The following is an 18,992-nucleotide window of genomic DNA, read 5'->3' as shown; positions in this document are numbered from 1 at the left end:
TGTGAATGTGTTGTGGTAACTCTATTCTACAGAAGGGACTTCCTTTTTTCTATTTACACAAAATATTTTACACTCTCAAAACGCGCTTCGATGTTCTTTAGTAATTTTATTTTTACAATGAACCAAGTTTCCATATAAAAAGCTCATTATCAACGAACGAATAGGATTGTGTTGTTATTCGAAAACTTCTTAATGATGTTTGTAGCTGGCATAGTAAAAGCCGGATACAAATAGCGCACCTCCGATGATATTCCCAATATAGACAGGAATAAAATTCGCAAAGAATTCCAACCATGTGCCGTGGCCTTCGAAGATCGCTGCCGGAATGACAAAACAATTTGCCACACTATGCTGAAACCCGATGGCAACAAAAATCATGACTGGAAACCATATCGTCAATACTTTCCCAGCCGCATCTTTCGCACCATAAGACAACCATAATGCTAAACCGACAAACCAGTTACAGCCGATACCAGAACCAATTGCTTGTAACCAAGACGCAGCTATTTTGTGATCAGCAAGGTGAATGATTTGGTCTAAATAAACTCCTGAACTTGTCAATCCAACAAAGTGACCAAAAAAATACGCCACAAAAATCGCACCGACCATATTAGCTAAGGTAATGATCAGCCAGTTTTTCACTAGTTGCAGAAACGTGACTTTCTTATCCATAAAAGCAATCGCTACCGCCATCATATTCCCTGTAATTAATTCACCGCCCCCAAGCAGGATGACAATCAATCCGATTGGAAAAACCGCTGCTCCAACTAGACTGGTGAGACTTGAAAGTGATTCTGGAATAGAGGCAGAGACTCTAACATAGGCTAAATAGCCAAGAGAAATCATAGCCCCTCCGATGAATCCTAAAATAAGTTTCGCAATGATCGGTTTTTGTACTTTTTTGGTGCCTAGATGAATACTAATGTCCATAATTTCTTCTGGTGTGTGCATAACTCTTTGATCCCTACTTTTCCAATAGATTTTCTGATAAAAAACAATAGTGATTTCCTTCACATTTCCATCAACGATTATAACACCATCGTTTTTGATTTTGCATTGTTATTGTAAAAAAATTCACGAAATTTTCATCAGATTCTATTAAAAAAACCCCGGTTAAATCAACGTCCGTTGTTTACCGAGGAATCCGTTTGTTTTTGATCTGGGAAAGCACTCTAGAAGCAAATCCCCTTCTTGAGTTGAATATCTTAGAATTGAATGACTAATTCAGCTCTTTTATTATTTAAAGTCCTTTCCTTTAAATGCGATGGCATCCACTTGAAACAAGATGCCTACCTCACCACGGTGCGCAAAAGAAGTCTGAATAGACTTTCTGACAGGGTATTGTCCATTAAATTTTTCTTTGATGATTTTTTCCATTATCGGAATATCAAAGATATCTTTGAAAAGAGCGTCCATTTGGACCACATCTGCTAACGTAAGTCCCGCTAGTTTCAACCGTTCTTCCAAGTGATCGAAAGCACCGATTATTTGTTGTTCGACCGATTGTCCGATATTTCCGACACAATAGCCAACAAAGACTAAATTCCCAGCCTCAATCACTCCTGAATTTGCCCAATCTCGGTTAATGTCATAGCGCTTCATTTAACTCGCCTCCTGAAATAATCTATTTGAATTTTTGTCTGAAAAAACAGCCTCTGGTTTCTTACTAAAATACATAAAATTGTTCTGCTTTCTTCCAACGAGATACTCAACATCTCTCAATGCCTCCTCTGCTTTTTCTGCACCTTTAATTATCGCCTACCACTTAGAAAATGAGGCGACATGTTTGGTGTTAAAAAAGAAAGGTTGCGTCTTGTTCCCTTATCTTCAACAGTGAATCAACACAGCGATTCGAACACACGTGGTCCATATTGCTGCTCGTTCGATAGCTCTTTTCGCTAATCGCTTTGATCCCTTTAGAAAATAATCTTCAACCAGGCGCTGGAAAAGCATAGTTACGTCTCAGACTTTTACTCCCACCAATGATTACTTCAGCAAGGCAAACAAAAAAGCTAGTTGATCCTTCTATCAACTAGCACTAGTGGAAACAGACCGGCAGCCACTACTCCCCGAGTCAGAAACGAAAACAGTTAGGTAGCGGTCAATGTCTTTTTGCTCACTAGCCCCTCCTTTAAGCAGCCTGCTTATGAAGATATATTGAGAATTTTTCTAAAAGCTGTCGACTGGATGATCTTACTAAGAATGGTATAAGTTTGTCGATCATTCTTTCTAAGCAAGCTTAAGATATTCGTTACTTCTGCGCGATCTTCTGCTAGAAAGGCTTTAAAAAAAGCAAAGTAGAGCTGCGTGGTCAGAGAGAAGGTAGAATCAGTAAGCGATTCCGTCAATTTTTCATCTAAGAGTGATGCCTTCTCTAACTCATTATTTGTAATCAAGAATTGAATCATATTGACATACAATGCGCCGATTAGTCGATCAATCAACTCTGGGTAAAGTGACCACCAAGTGATTGCGGCAGCAATCGCTTTTGAGAGTAATGGCTCAATTCGTTCTTCCTCATCAAAAAAGATAAAAAAAGTTGTAATGAACAATTCCAGTTCCATCATTGAAAAACTCTTAAGACGTGTGAAATATTCTCTTAAAGTCACTAAAGGCCAGTGATCGATGGTCGGTTTTAGTGACCAAGCCAAAGCATATGCTGCAGAGCTGATCAACCGATCTGAGCTTATCTCTGACGCTTTATTGTCCCTATAGATCACTAATAACTTATCGACAGAATGCAGATTGAAGTCATAGTAAGTATCAATGACATCTCTAATCGTGATTCGCTTAGTTGCAGGATTCTCCTTATCATAAAGGAAAAAAAATTCTGATTCACTCATATTCATATTTTCTAAAATACGCTTGAATTTTAATGCTTCGATCGCGTACTCTCCTGCTTCAAATTTCGCATAAAAGCTGCGGGAAGCAACACCTGAATAAACTTCTTTTTGAGTGTAGTGTTTCGCCATTCTGATTTTTTTGATCAATGGTCCATATGCCTTCATCTGACCGCTCCTTTTCACGTATAGTATACTACACATTTTTAAAAACTGGGGAACATTTACTGATGATATAGTAACGGTAACAAGTGGAAAGGTGGTGTTCAGATGAATACAGTACTAAGCTTACAAGCATTTAAAGAAGATTCTGCCGTTTCTCCAAATTCAATCTTTACGTTTAAATGTCAAATCTCACTAAAAGTATCAGCAACAAAATAAATGCGATTAAAAAAGAATAGAATACTCCCCCCTTGGTCATTCTATTCTTTTTTAATTAGATACAAAGAGATGTCAAAGTCCCCCTTGCTTAGGTTTGGTCCTTGTCGAGCAAAAGGGGAGTAAAGCCAGTTTTTCAAAAAAATGAAATCAATACGTCAAGAAAAGAGGGAATCAATGGATTTCATCAATACATTCCACTTCATCTATCCTGATCTAAAAAATACATATACAGATCAAGCATTTACTTATTTAAACATTAACCAGAACGTTCCCAAGCAAGGATGGAAAATTCATGTTTCTGCTACTTATACTAATTATTTTTTGATACTGAGCGAATGTATCTCATGCTGTATCGAAAATGATGTAGATATGAAATTTTTGAAGAATCTTGATCAGTTTACAAACAACCTTTCTAAAAGTACCCCTAGAGCCTATTCAGGAAAGTTCATCACAATCTATCCCTCAACTTTAGAGAAGTTTATTGTGATGTGCGAAAAGTTATATACCCGATTAAATGATTTTCAGGGACCTTACGTTCTTTCAGACAAGAGATATAAAGATTGTAAAGTCCTCTACTACAGGTATGGACGTTGTCGAGCGGACGAAAATGAATCAGAGACAGAAAGAAAGCAATTAATTTGTCCCGATGGCTCTATTATCGAAGACAAACGGTTGCCTTATTATTCTCAGCCGCCTTTTGTACAAGATCCCTTTCATGATAGTTCACAACAAGAGAACCCATCTGCATTGCTGAATAATAGATACAAAGTAGAAACAGCTGTTCATTACTCCAATACCGGCGATGTATATTTAGGAACGGATACTATCGGCAATCGAAAGGTGATTATTAAAGAAGCGCGCCCCTATATCGAATCCTCTTCATCAGGTGATTGTATTGACATGCGCAAGAAAGAAATAGCCTTCTTTAACCTTTTTCCGCAGAATTGCCCAAAGGTTTATGACAGTTTTTACGAGTGGGAGCATTATTTTACGGTAGTCGAATTTATTGAAGGACCCACCCTCTCTGAGTTCTCAGATCGAGTAGTTGAAGAAGTGTATTTCGACGATCTTACTGGTAGCTATCGCCAGGATGCTCAAAAGATAATCATCGAGTTAATGAGAATGATAGTAGCGATTAATAAATTTGGAATCACGATTCATGACATTTCCAATACTAATATTATGTTACGAGACGGACAGCCAGTAATCATAGATTTTGAAGGTGGAAAATTTGCTTTTGAACAATACGATTACATCGTAAAGACTCCTGGTTTTGATAATGGGGATCATTCAATCGACAGAATGAAGCGAGATTATGTTTCCTTAGGGCTCCTGATTATTAACCTTTTCATCGGAACAAACCAACTGGCGCAATTGGATCAGCAAGCAGCACTGGAGACATTTTATCTTTTTGCTTGTCATTATCAGCTAGACCGTCGTTATTATTCACTGATCAGCAATTTACTATTGAGACCTCATTCGACGAACCTTGAAATCCAGCTCCATCTTATGTGCACCCACCCACTTGAAGCCGTCTCATTAGCGTATAACGAAATAAAAGAAAATCTATTAGCTGATGATCTTTCCAACGTGGATAAGAATGCAGTTCATTTGATCGACTCAAAAAGCAGTTCGGTTGATTTAACAGACTTAGCAAACGAAAAAGAACTATTCATTTTAGCTTATCTCAGTTATTTAATGGACAATCAAAAAATAACTTTTACAAATAACGTAGATTTCTCTTTTGAAAAAATAGGACATGTAAATAGAACCGGTTTGGCTGATTATGCTCACTTGATTATTCTTGTTTTGGTTATGAGTCCAGCACAAACGATCAATCGATTGAAACCTATGATTCACCTCTGGATACAAAAATTAATCGGTTCTCAGAATCAAGATGGCAGATTTATTTCAGAAATTGATGGGGTTGAGGGAGAAGGGCTTCTTGATGGTGCAGCAATGATCGTCTGTTCATTGGTGGAAGCTTATCGTTTTTTTCGTGAGGAAAGAATACTCCAGAGTCTTACTGATTGGCTGAACTATACAGAAAAATTTGGCAAGACACATTTCCCGCAAATCAGTAAAAGAAATGCGAATAAATCACCTTATTTGGCAAATGGTAAAGCCGGTCTGCTACTAGCAAAATGGTATGTTTTGCGAAGTGGATTAGGGACAGAAGCCATGAAAAATGAAACCTTTGAGCAAATAAAAGAACTGCCACTAGTTTCTTCAAATGTCAGCTTTGAATACGGTATTAGTGGTATCGCCTATTTGAAAGTTCTGACAAATAATCTCAAAAGAAACGATTACAACTCTCTATTAACGAATCTACTATCCTACAAGGTCAATTTCAAGGGAAAGAATCGATACCCGGACTGCACCAATTCAAGAATAGAAGCGAGATTTCTCACAGGGGAAATCGGCGTCTTATTCTTAGTGGATTGTATCCGACAGAGATTGGAGGATCATCAGTGAAAACACTCTATAAACATTATAAAAGCAATATTCTTAAAATGCTGTTGCTGTCAGGCCTCTTATCCTTTTTACGCGTTCTGCCAAGTTATCTACTGGCTTTTGCCACTAATGCTATCTTTGCCAGAAATATCAGCCAATTTCTTTTTTGGGACCTAGTGATTCTCATTCTTTGGCTGATTTATGTCTGCTCAAACTATTTCTTTTCAGTTTATCAGGAGAAAGAACTACAAAAAATCAGTCTTTCATTGCGAAAACGTGAAGCTGACTCTATCAAGACAGCCCCATTAGCAGACTTCAATAAAATCACGGCTGATGGCTATGTGTCGAAGCTGACAAATGATATCACACAAATCGAAACGCAGGGCGTGATGAGTTTATATCGTCTTTTTTTTAACGGATGGTTGATTTTGTTCTCAATTGTTGCATTGGCCCTTTTTAACCTTTGGCTGGTCGTTTTGGTCCTTGGTTTAACGGGATTGATCCTTTATATCCCTAATAAATTCGGGACAGTTCTTGTGGCGCTTGGACAAAAGTTATCTACTAGTAATTCCTCTTATACAAAAAGGATTGCCAATATCTTAAAAGGTTACAACGTTTTCCGTTACAATAATAGGCTGGCAGAAATTCCAAAAAAGATTACCGAATACTCTCAAGACCTTTCTGAGAATAAGGTTGCCATTGCAAAAACAAATCACAAGATTATGAACCTCATTGCTTTTTCTAGTTTATTGAGTCAAGTAGTCGTAGATATTGTGACAGGCTTTCTGGCAATTATCGGACAAACGACGATTGGAGCTATTAGTTCCAGTGGCAATTTAGCAGCAAACATCTTTAACTCTGTATCGTTGGTAGGTCAATCGGCCATGGAACTAAGATCCATAGAGCCCGTCATAGAAACATTTTTTGTTGATAAGCCAATCGTTCGCGCCACGAAAAAAAACTACAACGAATTCACTGATTGTATACGAATCGAAAATTTATCTTTCGGCTATGACGCAAATCTCCCGATCCTAGAAAATTTCAGTTTAGACATAAAAAAAGGGGGAAAATATCTCCTCACGGGTGATAGTGGCAGCGGAAAAAGTACTTTATTAAAAATCTTGATTGGTGATTTGGAAGGCTATTCAGGCGAAATAAAGGTGGATGGTCATCAGTTGATAGATGTGGATAGCCACTCTTTTATTCAATATATCGACCAAGACAATTATTTGTTCAACACTTCTTATAAAGAAAATGTCGCTCTTTGGAACAACTACGCAAACACAGAAATAGCCGAAGCATTGAATAAAGCCGCGGCAGATTTTGTAGATGATATTGACAAAGTAGTTGAAAACAACGGTACCAATCTTTCCGGTGGACAAAAACAGCGCATTGGTTTAGCCAGAGCCTTTATTCAAAAAAAATCAGTCATCCTCTTTGATGAAGGAACCTCTTCATTAGATAAAAAGAATACGTTGCTCATTGAGAATCTCCTTTTGGAAGACAACGAGTTGACGGTTGTGATGGTCAGTCATCATCCACTGGAAGAAAACATTCATAAATTTGATCAAATTATTTCTATCAGCGCCCCTTTAGCATCGGAAAATCAACTGATTGCAATGGCGAACGCTAGTCGTTCATGAACCGTGGAGCAAAAATTTCTCATTATTATAAATATAAATCTTCTGAAAAAAAGTGCCTCCCAATTTTTGGAGGACACTTTTTTGGAAGTCTTTTATTCAGATTTTAACAGCTGATGAAAAGCTGTTCGCAACTGCTGCATCTTCTGTGTAGCGGATGGTTGATTTGACGCATTGACAGAATAATAAATTTTAAACTTTGGTTCTGTACCTGAAGGTCTCAGACAGACCCACGAACCATCGGTAAATATATATTTTAGAACATTGGATGATGGTAATGTAATTTTTTCGATTGATTGACCGGCCATCCACCGTTCAGAAGTCAGGAAATCTTCTTTGGCCATTAAGACAAAATCCCCCAAATGAGAAAATGACAGTGATCTTAAACGATCTAACTGCTGACTCATCTGCGACAGTCCATCTTTACCGGGAAAAACTTTTGTTTCTAATTGTTCTTCGTAATAACCATAACGGTCATAGATTTCATTCAAGCGATCAACTAAATCAATTCCAGAAAGGAAACAGTCCAGTGCGGTCTCAGCCAATAATACAGCTGCTTGAATCGCATCCTTATCCCTGACAAATGGGGCTACCAGGTACCCAAAACTTTCTTCATAGCCGAAAAGAAACGTTTTATCTTTTGTTTCTTCTGATAATTGGATTTGTTCCCCAATAAATTTAAATCCTGTTAACGTGTTTCTAACTTCAATGCCATAAGCTTCGGCAATTTTTGCCCCTAAATCAGATGTTACAATCGTTTTTGCGATAAATGAATTTACTGCTTGGTGTAAAGGGCCACGATAAAATGTAGGAAAAGGGCCATCGAAAATGTAGGTTAGATTTAAAATCTGATATTCTTTTTCATGAAACCATTCAAGGAGAGTGACTCATGCGAAAAGATGTCTTAGAAGGAGTCTTACGACACATTATGAACGATATTCAACTTAACTATGCAGCCATGGCCAAGCAATATAATTGTGATTACCGAACAGTCAAGCGTTACTATGAAGCTGGAACTAAAGGGGAAGTAGAACAGATCAAAAAGAGACAATCTTCTGCTCCTCTTTTATTAAGCGGTTTTGAAGAAATTATTAAAGATAAAATGGAGTTAAGCTGTTCCGCTTCTTCAATTTATTATTTTATTAAGAAAAAAGGATATCAAGGTGACTATACCACCGTCAAACGATATTGTCGGAACTATCGAGAAAAGCGTGTAAAAAAAGCAACCATTCGAATTGAAACGACGCCAGGTCTTTCTGCTCAAGTCGATTGGAAAGAAAATATTAAGATGGTGAGTAAACATGGTGAAGTCTTTTACTTCAATCTTTTTCTATATATTCTAGGCTATTCTCGCATGAAATACTTAAAGGTAACCTTTGATCGAACCCAAGCGAATGTCTTCAATTGTTTGGTCAATGCGTTTGAGTACTGCGGGAATGGTGTTCCTCAAGAAATTTGGTTTGACAATATGAAAACAGTTGTTGATAGAAATAAAAGCCAATTTAGTCAAACCGTTTTTAACGAAAAATTTCGTCAATTTGCTAAAGATGCTGGATTCAATCCGATTGCTTGTCGCCCTTTTCGTCCACAAACCAAAGGCAAAGTTGAAGCTTTAGCTCGTACTGTTAACCGCTTAATGGTCTTTAACTACGAGTTTGAAAATGAGCAGGAGCTAAAACGAATCGTCTATGAGTTTATGAATGACTTAAATAATGAACGTTCTCAAGCAGTGAATAATCATCCCTCTAAGTTTCTTATAGATGAACAATCGATGTTGCGTCCTTTCAATCGTTTAGAATTAGTCAGATATGTTTCTAGAACCCAACACGTAATTAGAAAAGTTTCCATTGAATCCATGGTCCAATATCAAAACTCAAAGTATTCTGTTCCCGTGAAATATATTGGTAAAGAGGTAACTTTAGATGTCCGTAAGGACAGTCTATTCATTTGGTATGGCCATCAATGTATTCACTCGCACCCATTAAGCAAAAAAACCTTAAATTATCAACGTGATGACTCTCTTGAGATTCTTCGATCTGATGTCTTCAAATACTTAGAAGACGAAGAGTTGGAGCGCTTTGTAGAAGAAAATTTAGATGCTTACGATGAATTATAAGGAGGCTCATATGTCAAATTACCATCAGTTATTAAATCAATTATCAGATTTAAATCTTACCTGTATCAAAGAAATTTTACCTGCCCATTTAGATGAAGTAGCTAAAAATGAACAATCTCTAGTTGATTCTTTATTTGAATTAACACATCAAGAAATTAGCTATCGTAGAAAGGAGACCCAAAGAAAAATTTTAAAACGGGCAATGTTTCCCTATCATAAACGCCTTCATGATTTTAACTTTGATTTTCAACCCAAAATCAAAAAAAGTGAAATTCAAGATTTAGTGACATTACGCTTTTTAGACACGTATGACAACCTTTTATTCATTGGAAATAGCGGTGTTGGAAAAACCCATTTAGCCGTTTCAATTGGTTTAGAGTGTATTGATAGAGGGCAGAGCTGTTTATTTATCACTAGTACAGAACTGGTTAATCGACTTATCCGGGCACATAAACGTGGGACAAGTGATACCATGCTCAAAAAATATGCGAGCTATTCTGTATTAATTATTGATGAAGTCGGGTATCTCCCCTTCTCAAAAGAAGGATCTAACTTACTGTTTCAACTAATTAATATGCGATACGAAAGAAAATCAACGATTATTACAACGAATATTCCTCTGTCTCAATGGTCCGAAATTTTTGGTAATAAGAAATTGACTAATGCTTTATTGGACCGATTGGTCCATCATTCTAAAATTATTCAAATTACAGGACCTTCCTATCGAATGAAAAGTTATAGTGAAACGAAAGGAAAAGAAACGAAACGATAAAGAGAAAACTACCTACAATTTCAATGGCCCAAAACCAACATTTTATTATGGCCCTTGACATATATTCAATTATTACAAAACTTTTAGTATCAGAATCATAAGCTACCGTATCTAACCGAAAATTACCTACAGTAAATTCTGAAGCAACAAAGTCCAAATTAAATAATGATTCTAAGTTTTCCTCAATGAGTTCTTGCAATTGCTTTTCTTTAGCAAAAACTTCTTCTTTAATTTCTTTCATTTTCAGGTTGCTCAATTGATAAAGCGCCAAATAACTCAACCACCTTTTCAGAAGAATAAAAACCAGCTACTTCAATTACTATCCCTTCATTCTTTACCTACCTTAGTTCATTTTCTAGAGGGATCAAGGTTTCATACAACACAGTTCTCCATGCTCGCTTCATTTGTTGCGGGTATTGGAATGGCTTCGCGGTTGGATGTTTTTCTTTGTAGGCCTCAAAATCTTTACTTTGGATAATCCCTTTCATATTAGGAATTGGGTCCTCTCCAACAACATATTGAATACTTGAATAATGAAGTTCATTTGCCGAAACATTCCATTCATTTGAGAACGCATGAATCATTTGATCTCTTGCTTGCACAAAGAAGCGTCGTTTGATGGCAAAAATATCTTCTTTCACATCAAGCTCTCCGGAATCTATGGCATTCAAGATTTGTCGATACACTTCTTTGACACACTCAGTTTTGTTTAATTTCTTCAAAGCTTTCTCAATTTCTTCACGTACATCTGAACTATTGGCTGCATAAGTACCTAATAATTGATCAATATATGAGGAGTCAATGTCATACAGTCGGATTGAATTGTCGCTATAAAACTCAATAGCTGAAAAATTCATACCTCCTTCTTCCTCTTGCTCATCTACCAACGAGCCCTTGATTGTTTCATAAAAGCCAACTTGTTCTTCTAAGATAGAAACCTGTTCTTTTAAAACATCTGATTGTTCCATCTCTTCATTGTAATTGTCATACGTAACCAATGCTTCATAAGCCTTATTCAACTCTTGAAAAGCTTTCACATAATCTACTCGGGTTTCTATTGGAGTATTCTCAGTTGTTCCAGGTATTACAGTAAATGTTTGTAATTGCTTATATGCCTTTTCAAAGCGTGCTTTTGATTCTTCATAGGTTGGATAAATCAGCCCAGATTCTTCTTGTGCTTCTGAATATAGTTTTGTTGCTTCTGTCACATTATATTCCATTGTCGCAGGTTTTCTAAATGTAATGACTAGCCCTTTCTTCTTATCGGGATATGTGCGATTGGTTCGTGAGAAGGCTTGAATTAATCCTGCATATTCTAGATTTCGATCGACAAACAATGTTTGGATCGTAGGGGCATCAAACCCTGTTAAAAGCCGATCAACGACAATCACTAAATCAATTTGCTTACCGAATTGCTTAAATTCCGCTCGTTTCCGTGCCAAACGATTATTGATATCTCCGTTATAGCGTTCAATTTCTGCGATTGTCCATGCTGTATGGTAATACTCATTGTATTCTGAAATAATCTGCTGCATTTCATCTTGCTTTTCTTTGGCACTTGCTGCATTCTCATCCATAGAGTATGTAATGGCAATTCGCGGAAAATCCGGGTCCTCCATCGTTCTTCCTTCACGAATCGGTTGATCAGGAAATTCTTTTTGAAGCCAATCTGATTCTTTCGTCATTTCTTTGATCGCTCGATAGTATCTCTTTGCCATCTCAATAGAGCTTGTTGTCAAAATAGCAGACTTTGTTGGTCGTCCATTTCTAAAATCGAATTTTGTATAGGCATTATTAGGACGAAAGATTTTATGGATCACTTTCTGAATATGCTCCTCTGATTCATAAACAATCGGCTCAATGTAACTCTCCTTTTTCATTTGATCTATATTATCCACAACCAAATTGATTTGTTCTGGAGAGTATTTTGCATATTTTTCGACTTCAAGTAATTTCTGGTGAATGCGATTATCTAGTGAGGTTGGCTCAATGGTATTTTCATGCTCCACTTGAAAGCCTAATACCGAACCATCTTCTAAGGCATTCTTGATTGTATAGGTGTGCAAGACATCCCCATATTGGTCTCGAGTAGTACGAGCCAATTGTCCTTGGGCTTGCTTCTTATTCACTTCAAATATCGGCGTTCCTGTAAAGCCAAACCAAGTAGAGTTAGGAAAGAACTGTTTGATTTCCTCCATATTTTCAGCACTTAAAGCGCGATGGCATTCATCTACTACAAAAACAATATGTTGCCCAATCAGCTTTTCAAATCGCTTGGCTCCATTTTTGGCTTCTTGTTTTTTGGCATACTTCAGCGCTGCGTCTAGTTTCTGGCGGGTGGTAATAATAATTACGTTGGCATTTGCATCAGCCAAAAGTGTTTTGCCTAGCTCTTTTGCATTGCCAGTTCCCACAATTAAACTATTGGCTTTCGCATCCCCAGAAGATGTCCCTGTATTAAATTCTGAGGCAAATTTTGTAAATTCATTGGTGGTTTGATTATCTAAGTCCTTGCGATCCACCAGCATAATCGTACGATCAATACCAGACTTGCGCGCTAAAAGTTTAGTTGCAACAAAACTTGTCAACGTTTTTCCTGAACCAGTTGCATGCCAAACATAGCCGGATTGGTGCTTATTGGCCGCCACAAATAATGCCTCTATCGCATGTACCTGATAGGGATGTAATACCATTAAGGTTTTATTGTCTTGATCTTCGCTCACAATCGTGTAGTTAGCGATAAGCCGATGGGCATCTGGGATATTCAACACTTGCTTACAAAATTCATAAAGATTATCTACTTTTTTGTTGTCTCTTGTCCGCCAACTAAACAAAAATTTCCGATGCATGTCTTTAGGCATTGCATTGGCAAAATAGCGCGTCGTTTGTTCATTTGAGACAACAAACAATTGAAGCGTTGAAAAGATGTTATTACGAAAGAAACCTTCTTCAGCATATTTTTTTATTTGGTTAAAGGCTTGAAAAACACCGTCTTTTGCTGTGACCTGTTTCAATTCAATTTGAACAATCGGCAAGCCGCTGATTAATAATGTCACATCAAAACGACGGTCACGTGCGTCCGCACTACTACCTTGTTTGGCAATTTGATTCACAACTTCATACGTCGACAAGCCCCCACCTACGTCTTGGTTGGAATAAAGAATCAGCGAGATTGATCCTAAAGAAGCATCTTCACGATCAATCTTGATTCGAGCAATACCATTTTCTCCCTTTAACCATTTCGCTGCATCAAAGGGCGTTTGAGTTTTCAATAGCAATTCTGTTTTAATGGTTTCAAATTCTTTATCAGTTAAAGGATGTTCACCAATTTCTGAAAGATTATTATGCGTGATCTTCTCACGCAAATTTTGCCACAAATCAACTTCTGTCTTTAACTCTGGTCGGTACACCCATTGGTTGTGACCTTCGCCTAATATATGAATCAGGTGACTTTCTACTTCGGCTTCGTCACGATGGTTTATTTTCATTCGCTCACCTCCTTAGACAAATAATTTTTGCAGAAACCCTATTTTGGTTTCTTTTAGCCAATCGAGCTCACGCTGATGAAGAGCGATCGTGTCGTCGAGTTGTTTGAAGAAAGTGCCGATTTTTTGTTGTTCAACAAGCTCAGGATATAGAAATGATAAGTTCGAAAAATCTGTTTTGTTGACTATTTGCATTGTTCCCGAGGCTGCTATATTTTTCATTTTTTTTGACCATAATTCTGATTGAGTTAATAGAAAATATGAATCGTTTAATTCGTTTGGTGTCAACGAATTAATCTGCTGATTGAACCCGCTAGACTCTTCAACCAAAGTATTTTTACCTATACTAGCAATACAAGTAACTAAAATGGAGCCTGGTTCAGCAATTCTCGCCTTTGAATAACCTTTTGGGCTTAACTTTTTAGAACTATTGTTGGTTACTAAATGTTCCATGTCCGTAGGGGTAACCCATAAAACACCACTCTCATTGTAGTTCTCAGTGTCAGAAGTTGATGGGGTATTACCGGTCTGAATAACTCCTAAATCTTTTAACTTACGCTGTTCCCATTCTTCAGTAAATCCCGGAAAACGAATTTCTGGAACTTTATCTCCTTCTTTGGGAAACATTTTTTGTAAGAATCCTTTTTTGGTTTCTTTTAGTAGCTCTAGTTCGCGCTGATGAAGAACAATCGTATCGTCGAGTTGTTTGAAGAAGGATCCTATTTTTTTTTGTTCTTCACTATTGGAAGGAATAATAATCTCAGTTTCAAAGAAATTCGAAGCCGCAATGTTCAGTAGACCATGGTTTCTTGCTCCTTCAGCAGCATGCTTTGAAACTTCTTTAAACCAATAAGTAGTATCATAATATTTTTCTAAAAAATCCGAATCAATGTCTATAGGCTTGAATACAATATATAAAGTTGATAAAACTCCCATATCATAGCGATTTAATCGCTTGATTGCTCCCCAAGGATATCCATTTGAATAAGATTTATTATATGCAAACTCTCCATTTTTCACGAGATAATATCCACTAACATCGAGACTAGCAACAGTTTTATTAAAGAACTCATTTTGGTCTATTAACCCTTCTTGAGCTGAAATCGTTAATGGGCGAGTCGAATCTAACTCTTTATTTTTACGAGTAATCCTTTTAGCTACCTCTCCCAACTTACGCTGTTCCCATTCTTCAGTAAATCCCGGAAAACGAATTTCTGGTTTATTCTTATTCGTCATGTCTAAACACCTCTAACGCACCTTGGAGCCATTCTTTATTTTCATCATTTGTCTCAAAAGCAGCGATGGTAGAAAATAATTCTTTCACTAATGCTTGCTTTTCTTGGCGAATTTGCTTAACTTCATTCCCTACATTCTTCATATCAATACTTTCTTCTTCTTCAAACGTATCAACATAACGAGAAATATTTAAGTTATAATCATTTTTTTTTATCTCATCAAAACTGGCTAAATAAGCATATTTATCTTCAGTTGCTCTATTTTTGTACGTCGAAACAATTTTTTCAACGTTCTCAACTGATAATTTATTTTGATTTTTTCCTTTAATAAATTCTTTGCTGGCATCAATAAACAAGACATCGCGTGTTTCACGATTTTTCTTCAAAATAATCACTGTTGTTGGAATCGATGTACCAAAGAAAAGATTTGCTGGCATTCCAATGACTGCATAAATGCTACCATCTTCAAGTAACTTCTTCCGAATAACCCCTTCAGCTGCACCACGAAACAGCACGCCATGAGGCAAGACAATTGCCATTGTTCCGGAATCTTTTAAATGGTAAAAGCCGTGAAGGAGAAAAGCAAAGTCGGCTTTGGATTTTGGTGCTAGCTTTCCATATCGGTTAAAGCGGGAATCATCTAAAAAAGTCGCATCTGCTGACCATTTCGCTGAGTATGGTGGATTCATAACTACTGAATCAAATAAATACGGCTCATCTGTAGGCCAATCTTTATTAAGCGTATCGCCGTTTCTCAAATTCATATCTTCTGCGTCTACGCCATGAAGAATTAAGTTCATTTTTGCTAAATTAAAAGTCGTGGTATTCATTTCCTGACCATGATACTTGACATTCTCAGGATATTTCAAATAATTCCGTACATTCAGCATTAAAGAGCCTGATCCCATCGTCGGATCAAAGACACTGAATAATTTTTTCTCTTCTTGATCAATAGTCACAATTTGCGCCATCATTTCAGAAACTTTTTTTGGTGTGTAGAATTCGCCAGCTTTCTTTCCCGCTTCGGAAGCAAATTGGCTGATTAAGAATTCATAAGCATCCCCAATCACGTCACCATCATGCCCTAATACATCAATATCATTCAGTTTCTTTAATACTTCGGTTATTGTGACATTTCGTTGTTGATCATCTGAACCAAGTTTTTTTGATTGTAAATCGACATCATCAAACAACCCATTAAATTGCTCAAACTTTGAAGACAGCTCGGTAAAGCCTTTGTTCAAGTCATTCAATTGAAAGATATTTTGTTTTGCTTGATCAGCTAACACATTAAACAAGCGATTGGGTTCAATTTCATAACCCAGAGTATCCACAATCGTTGCTAACAAATCTTCTCTTGAATCTTCATCTGCCAGTAACTCTTGATACAATTTCGTCTGCTTCTCGACTTCATCATATTCTTCTAAGGATTCATCTGCTAATAAAACAACTTGTTGTAATAATTTATCTGAAAGATATTTGTAAAAAATCAAGCCTAAAAGATAGTTTTTATATTCTGATGCATCCATTTTGCTACGAAGATTATCCGCTGCACTAAATAGTCGCTGATTCAATTCTTGTCCCACTACATGCACACTCCTATATTTCGTTCTTTTTCCTAATTTTATCACTATAAAGCACAAAAAGAAGAAGTTTCGGGTAATTTCTTCTTTTTATGCTTTCTTTGATTTTTATTCATCTCATATTATCAAAAGCGCCTTCTCTATCCCTATCAAGTAACCCTCCAGCGATAGAAATTTTGCATAGAGATACATCCCTATTATAAGAAACGTACGTTCGATAAGCAAATAGATAAGGAAGGGAAATCTGCTGACTCAATTGGGAAAATGTCTCTTCCCCTCAAAACCTCACCCGATCTATATCCGAAGGCAATTGATCATAGACCATTTCCCAATGATTATCCTGATACAGTTCATATTTCTCGAAGACGAAGGGTAAGCCTTTGGCATGGGCAATGTCGTCGCTGTCCATGACTTGGAAGTGCAAATGAGGCGAGGTGGAGTTGCCAGAGTGACCGACGTTTCCTAGAAACTCGCCTTTTTGCAACTGTTGACCGACAGCTACGCCGATGGAATTGGTCTGCAAATGAACGAAAGCGAGATAGACTTGTGGGGCGTGTTTCACGATTAAATAGTTGCCAGCGATTTGGCTAAAGTCGTCTTGGTATTCATTAAAGGTGCGGGCATTTTTGATTGCGAGAGCTCCATCGGATACCCAATGAACGGTTTGCCGTTCCGGAATGCCGTCAACCACAGCAATGACTTCACCATCACATGGAGCATAGATAGGTTGACCCCAACAGTAACAGTTCGCTAATGGTACACCGGATAGAAAATATCTGGCAAAAGAGGTATCATAAAACGGCTTATGGGGCTTATTCCAATTGACTTGGACAAAATCAAAGGCATACCTCATTCCCATACGATTGGTTCCATGACTGGGGACGCGTTTGACAGGGGTCGTGGGGGCTTGCCACTCTCCCCTTAAGGGAAACTCGATGCGGATGGGGCTTTTGAATGGATCCATGGTTCTTCCTCCAATTCTACAGATGGTTCCTCTCGGTGCATTTTTTTCAACAGTGTTCAATGGCTGGTAGGTGGGCTTTCTAGCGTTGTAGAGAGTTTCTGTAATTGCTTGATCTTGGCTGTTAATCCGAGGGCATTTTCTTTGGCTTTTTCCAAGGATGCGATCAAACGGTCACAGACAGAAATGATGTCTCCGTCAGGATCGGGTTGGTTTAGAACAGATTTAATGTCTGGTTCCTGCGATTGATCCAGAGAATTGAGTAATCGCAAGATGGCTTCTAATGAATAGTTGGCAGAGCGCAGAATCCGAATGATTTTCAAGCGGTTCAAGTCGTCCATTTCATAAATACGGTAGCCATTCTGACTGCGCTTTAAGGTAAGAAGTCCGTTCAGTTCCCAATCTCGCAGCGCATCGGTGGTGACGCCTAAGTAGTCCGCTGCTTCTCTTCGCTTGAGGGAAAACATCCTGTCTGCGGGCTCTCCTTTCAGCAAATGTCCCACGATGCGGATGGCTTCTTTGGCTTGAGCGATTTCTCGATCAACCGCCACGATATACTGATCCAACAAGGTTTGTGCGTGATCAAAGTCATAATTCGCTAATGCTTTGATCATCTCTCGCATGCGCTCTCGCAGCCCAGACTGAAGAACTTCAATCTGGAAAGCGATACGTGCCGTTTTGATCAATTCTAGATGGTAGTCAGTGTAGATCCGATAGCCATTCTGCTTGCGCAGCGGCGTGGGGATCAATGCCCATTCTTCATAGCGGCGAATGGTATTTGGGTGAAAGCCAACGATTTTGGCAACTTCGGAAGTGCTATAGGTCTTCATTCTCCCCCTCCTAGCTTGTTACTAACAATGTTAGTTCATGTAGCGCCCGAGAGCAACTAGTATAAAGCAGGTTGCTCTTTTTTGTTAGCTGATGCGCGTGGACATCCGGCAGGATCACTTGGTCAAATTCCAATCCTTTCGCAAATTGAGGCGTGGTAAGGATTACTCCTTCTACCATTGCTTTTGTCTCTTTTGTCAGGCAAGTCAAGGGGACCTCAACAAGCTGCTGTTTGATCGCAATCATTGCGGCTTCGGTCTGACAGATAATGCCACAGGTTCGATACGACGATTGTTGAAAAGAAGCAATCTGCTGCCGAAGTTCCATCCATTTGTCTTGCTCTTTTGTTAGGTGGATCTCTGCCACTGCTTTTCCGTGACGTTCCACCGGCTGGAGATCCTGATTGGTGGTAAAGCGTTTGGCATAGGACATGATTTCATAGCTGGATCGGTAACTCCTATTGAAGGTGATTACGCGGCTGTCGGGAATGATGGTTTGTATTTGGGTCAAAAAATCAGGGTTCTCTCTGAGTAGATTTTGGCTAACATCTCCCCAGATCGTTTTTTGACAGGGAAACAATTGATCCAGTAAATAAAATTGGAGCAGAGAATAATCTTGCATTTCATCAATGACGAGATGCTTGATCTGGTGGTTGATCGGCAGTCCTTCGATCTTCCATTTAAAAAAGAGATACGGG

At 38.0% G+C, this 18,992-nt stretch carries 14 protein-coding genes; 4 read left to right on the top strand and 10 right to left on the bottom strand.

Features of this window, described 5'->3' with window-relative positions; translation table 11 throughout:
- Positions 1–189: 189 nt before the first annotated feature.
- The 3 genes from AB5Z52_RS11225 to AB5Z52_RS11215 form a co-directional block, all read right to left on the bottom strand.
- On the bottom strand, positions 190–951 hold the full coding sequence (locus AB5Z52_RS11225; protein ID WP_005470423.1) for a formate/nitrite transporter family protein: 762 nt from the start codon (positions 949–951) through the stop codon (positions 190–192).
- A gap of 285 nt (positions 952–1,236) precedes the next feature.
- Positions 1,237–1,602, bottom strand: coding sequence for a RidA family protein (locus AB5Z52_RS11220; RefSeq protein ID WP_003125490.1), 366 nt, complete (start codon positions 1,600–1,602; stop codon positions 1,237–1,239).
- Between the two features lie 542 nt (positions 1,603–2,144).
- Positions 2,145–3,008 (bottom strand): helix-turn-helix domain-containing protein, encoded by an 864-nt coding sequence (locus AB5Z52_RS11215; RefSeq protein ID WP_368243672.1) that lies wholly within the window; start codon positions 3,006–3,008, stop codon positions 2,145–2,147.
- Between the two features lie 387 nt (positions 3,009–3,395).
- On the opposite strand from AB5Z52_RS11215, the gene AB5Z52_RS11210 reads away from it, so the two are divergent.
- Together AB5Z52_RS11210 and AB5Z52_RS11205 are read left to right on the top strand one after the other, a co-directional pair.
- Positions 3,396–5,696: a hypothetical protein gene (locus tag AB5Z52_RS11210; protein WP_288551685.1), complete on the top strand. Its 2,301-nt coding sequence runs from the start codon at positions 3,396–3,398 to the stop codon at positions 5,694–5,696.
- Positions 5,693–7,318, top strand: coding sequence for an ABC transporter ATP-binding protein (locus tag AB5Z52_RS11205; protein ID WP_288551686.1), 1,626 nt, complete (start codon positions 5,693–5,695; stop codon positions 7,316–7,318). The genes AB5Z52_RS11210 and AB5Z52_RS11205 overlap by 4 nt, the downstream gene beginning before the upstream one ends.
- 92 nt (positions 7,319–7,410) lie before the next feature.
- On the opposite strand, the gene AB5Z52_RS11200 is transcribed toward AB5Z52_RS11205, so the two are convergent.
- Positions 7,411–8,082 (bottom strand): hypothetical protein, encoded by a 672-nt coding sequence (locus AB5Z52_RS11200; protein WP_288551696.1) that lies wholly within the window; start codon positions 8,080–8,082, stop codon positions 7,411–7,413.
- 122 nt (positions 8,083–8,204) lie between these two features.
- Between AB5Z52_RS11200 and istA the strand changes: the two genes are divergently transcribed.
- Complete coding sequence (istA, locus tag AB5Z52_RS11195) at positions 8,205–9,431, top strand: IS21 family transposase (RefSeq protein ID WP_288551687.1); 1,227 nt, start codon at positions 8,205–8,207, stop codon at positions 9,429–9,431.
- A gap of 10 nt (positions 9,432–9,441) precedes the next feature.
- A complete protein-coding gene (gene istB, locus AB5Z52_RS11190; protein WP_003129321.1) occupies positions 9,442–10,203 on the top strand; it encodes an IS21-like element helper ATPase IstB in 762 nt (253 codons plus the stop codon).
- 338 nt (positions 10,204–10,541) lie between these two features.
- Here istB and AB5Z52_RS11185 read toward each other — a convergent pair whose 3' ends face one another.
- From AB5Z52_RS11185 to AB5Z52_RS11160, 6 genes are all read right to left on the bottom strand, one after another.
- Complete coding sequence (locus AB5Z52_RS11185) at positions 10,542–13,691, bottom strand: type I restriction endonuclease subunit R (protein ID WP_368243674.1); 3,150 nt, start codon at positions 13,689–13,691, stop codon at positions 10,542–10,544.
- Positions 13,692–13,703: 12 nt separating this feature from the next.
- Positions 13,704–14,924 carry a restriction endonuclease subunit S gene (locus AB5Z52_RS11180; protein WP_288551689.1) on the bottom strand — a complete coding sequence of 407 codons (1,221 nt, stop codon included), beginning with the start codon at positions 14,922–14,924 and terminating at the stop codon, positions 13,704–13,706.
- Positions 14,914–16,509, bottom strand: a complete 1,596-nt coding sequence (locus AB5Z52_RS11175) for a type I restriction-modification system subunit M (protein ID WP_288551690.1) — start codon at positions 16,507–16,509, stop codon at positions 14,914–14,916. The genes AB5Z52_RS11180 and AB5Z52_RS11175 overlap by 11 nt, the downstream gene beginning before the upstream one ends.
- Before the next feature lie 274 nt (positions 16,510–16,783).
- Complete coding sequence (locus AB5Z52_RS11170) at positions 16,784–17,470, bottom strand: M23 family metallopeptidase (protein WP_288551691.1); 687 nt, start codon at positions 17,468–17,470, stop codon at positions 16,784–16,786.
- A gap of 56 nt (positions 17,471–17,526) precedes the next feature.
- A complete protein-coding gene (locus AB5Z52_RS11165; protein ID WP_288551692.1) occupies positions 17,527–18,297 on the bottom strand; it encodes a MerR family transcriptional regulator in 771 nt (256 codons plus the stop codon).
- A gap of 10 nt (positions 18,298–18,307) precedes the next feature.
- Positions 18,308–18,992: ATP-binding domain-containing protein (locus AB5Z52_RS11160; RefSeq protein ID WP_368266915.1), on the bottom strand; the 685-nt coding region annotated here is incomplete at its 5' end.

The sequence above is a fragment of the Enterococcus sp. RTP21361st1_A6_RTP21361_211029 genome (assembly GCF_040910045.1).
GTDB classification, from domain to species: Bacteria; Bacillota; Bacilli; order Lactobacillales; family Enterococcaceae; genus Enterococcus_D; species Enterococcus_D gallinarum.
The sequence above is the reverse complement of the archived record's forward strand: the minus strand, read 5'-3'. Positions and strand labels throughout refer to the sequence as shown.

Bases quoted from the DNA above. Each gene is read 5' to 3' on its own strand.
- AB5Z52_RS11225 (WP_005470423.1), bottom strand. From the start codon at position 951: ATGCACACACCAGAAGAAATTATGGACATTAGTATTCATCTAGGCACC.
- AB5Z52_RS11220 (WP_003125490.1), bottom strand. From the start codon at position 1,602: ATGAAGCGCTATGACATTAACCGAGATTGGGCAAATTCAGGAGTGATT.
- AB5Z52_RS11210 (WP_288551685.1), top strand. From the start codon at position 3,396: ATGGATTTCATCAATACATTCCACTTCATCTATCCTGATCTAAAAAAT.
- AB5Z52_RS11180 (WP_288551689.1), bottom strand. From the start codon at position 14,924: ATGACGAATAAGAATAAACCAGAAATTCGTTTTCCGGGATTTACTGAA.
- AB5Z52_RS11170 (WP_288551691.1), bottom strand. From the start codon at position 17,470: ATGGATCCATTCAAAAGCCCCATCCGCATCGAGTTTCCCTTAAGGGGA.
- istA (WP_288551687.1), top strand. From the start codon at position 8,205: ATGCGAAAAGATGTCTTAGAAGGAGTCTTACGACACATTATGAACGAT.
- AB5Z52_RS11215 (WP_368243672.1), bottom strand. From the start codon at position 3,008: ATGAAGGCATATGGACCATTGATCAAAAAAATCAGAATGGCGAAACAC.
- AB5Z52_RS11165 (WP_288551692.1), bottom strand. From the start codon at position 18,297: ATGAAGACCTATAGCACTTCCGAAGTTGCCAAAATCGTTGGCTTTCAC.
- AB5Z52_RS11185 (WP_368243674.1), bottom strand. From the start codon at position 13,691: ATGAAAATAAACCATCGTGACGAAGCCGAAGTAGAAAGTCACCTGATT.
- istB (WP_003129321.1), top strand. From the start codon at position 9,442: ATGTCAAATTACCATCAGTTATTAAATCAATTATCAGATTTAAATCTT.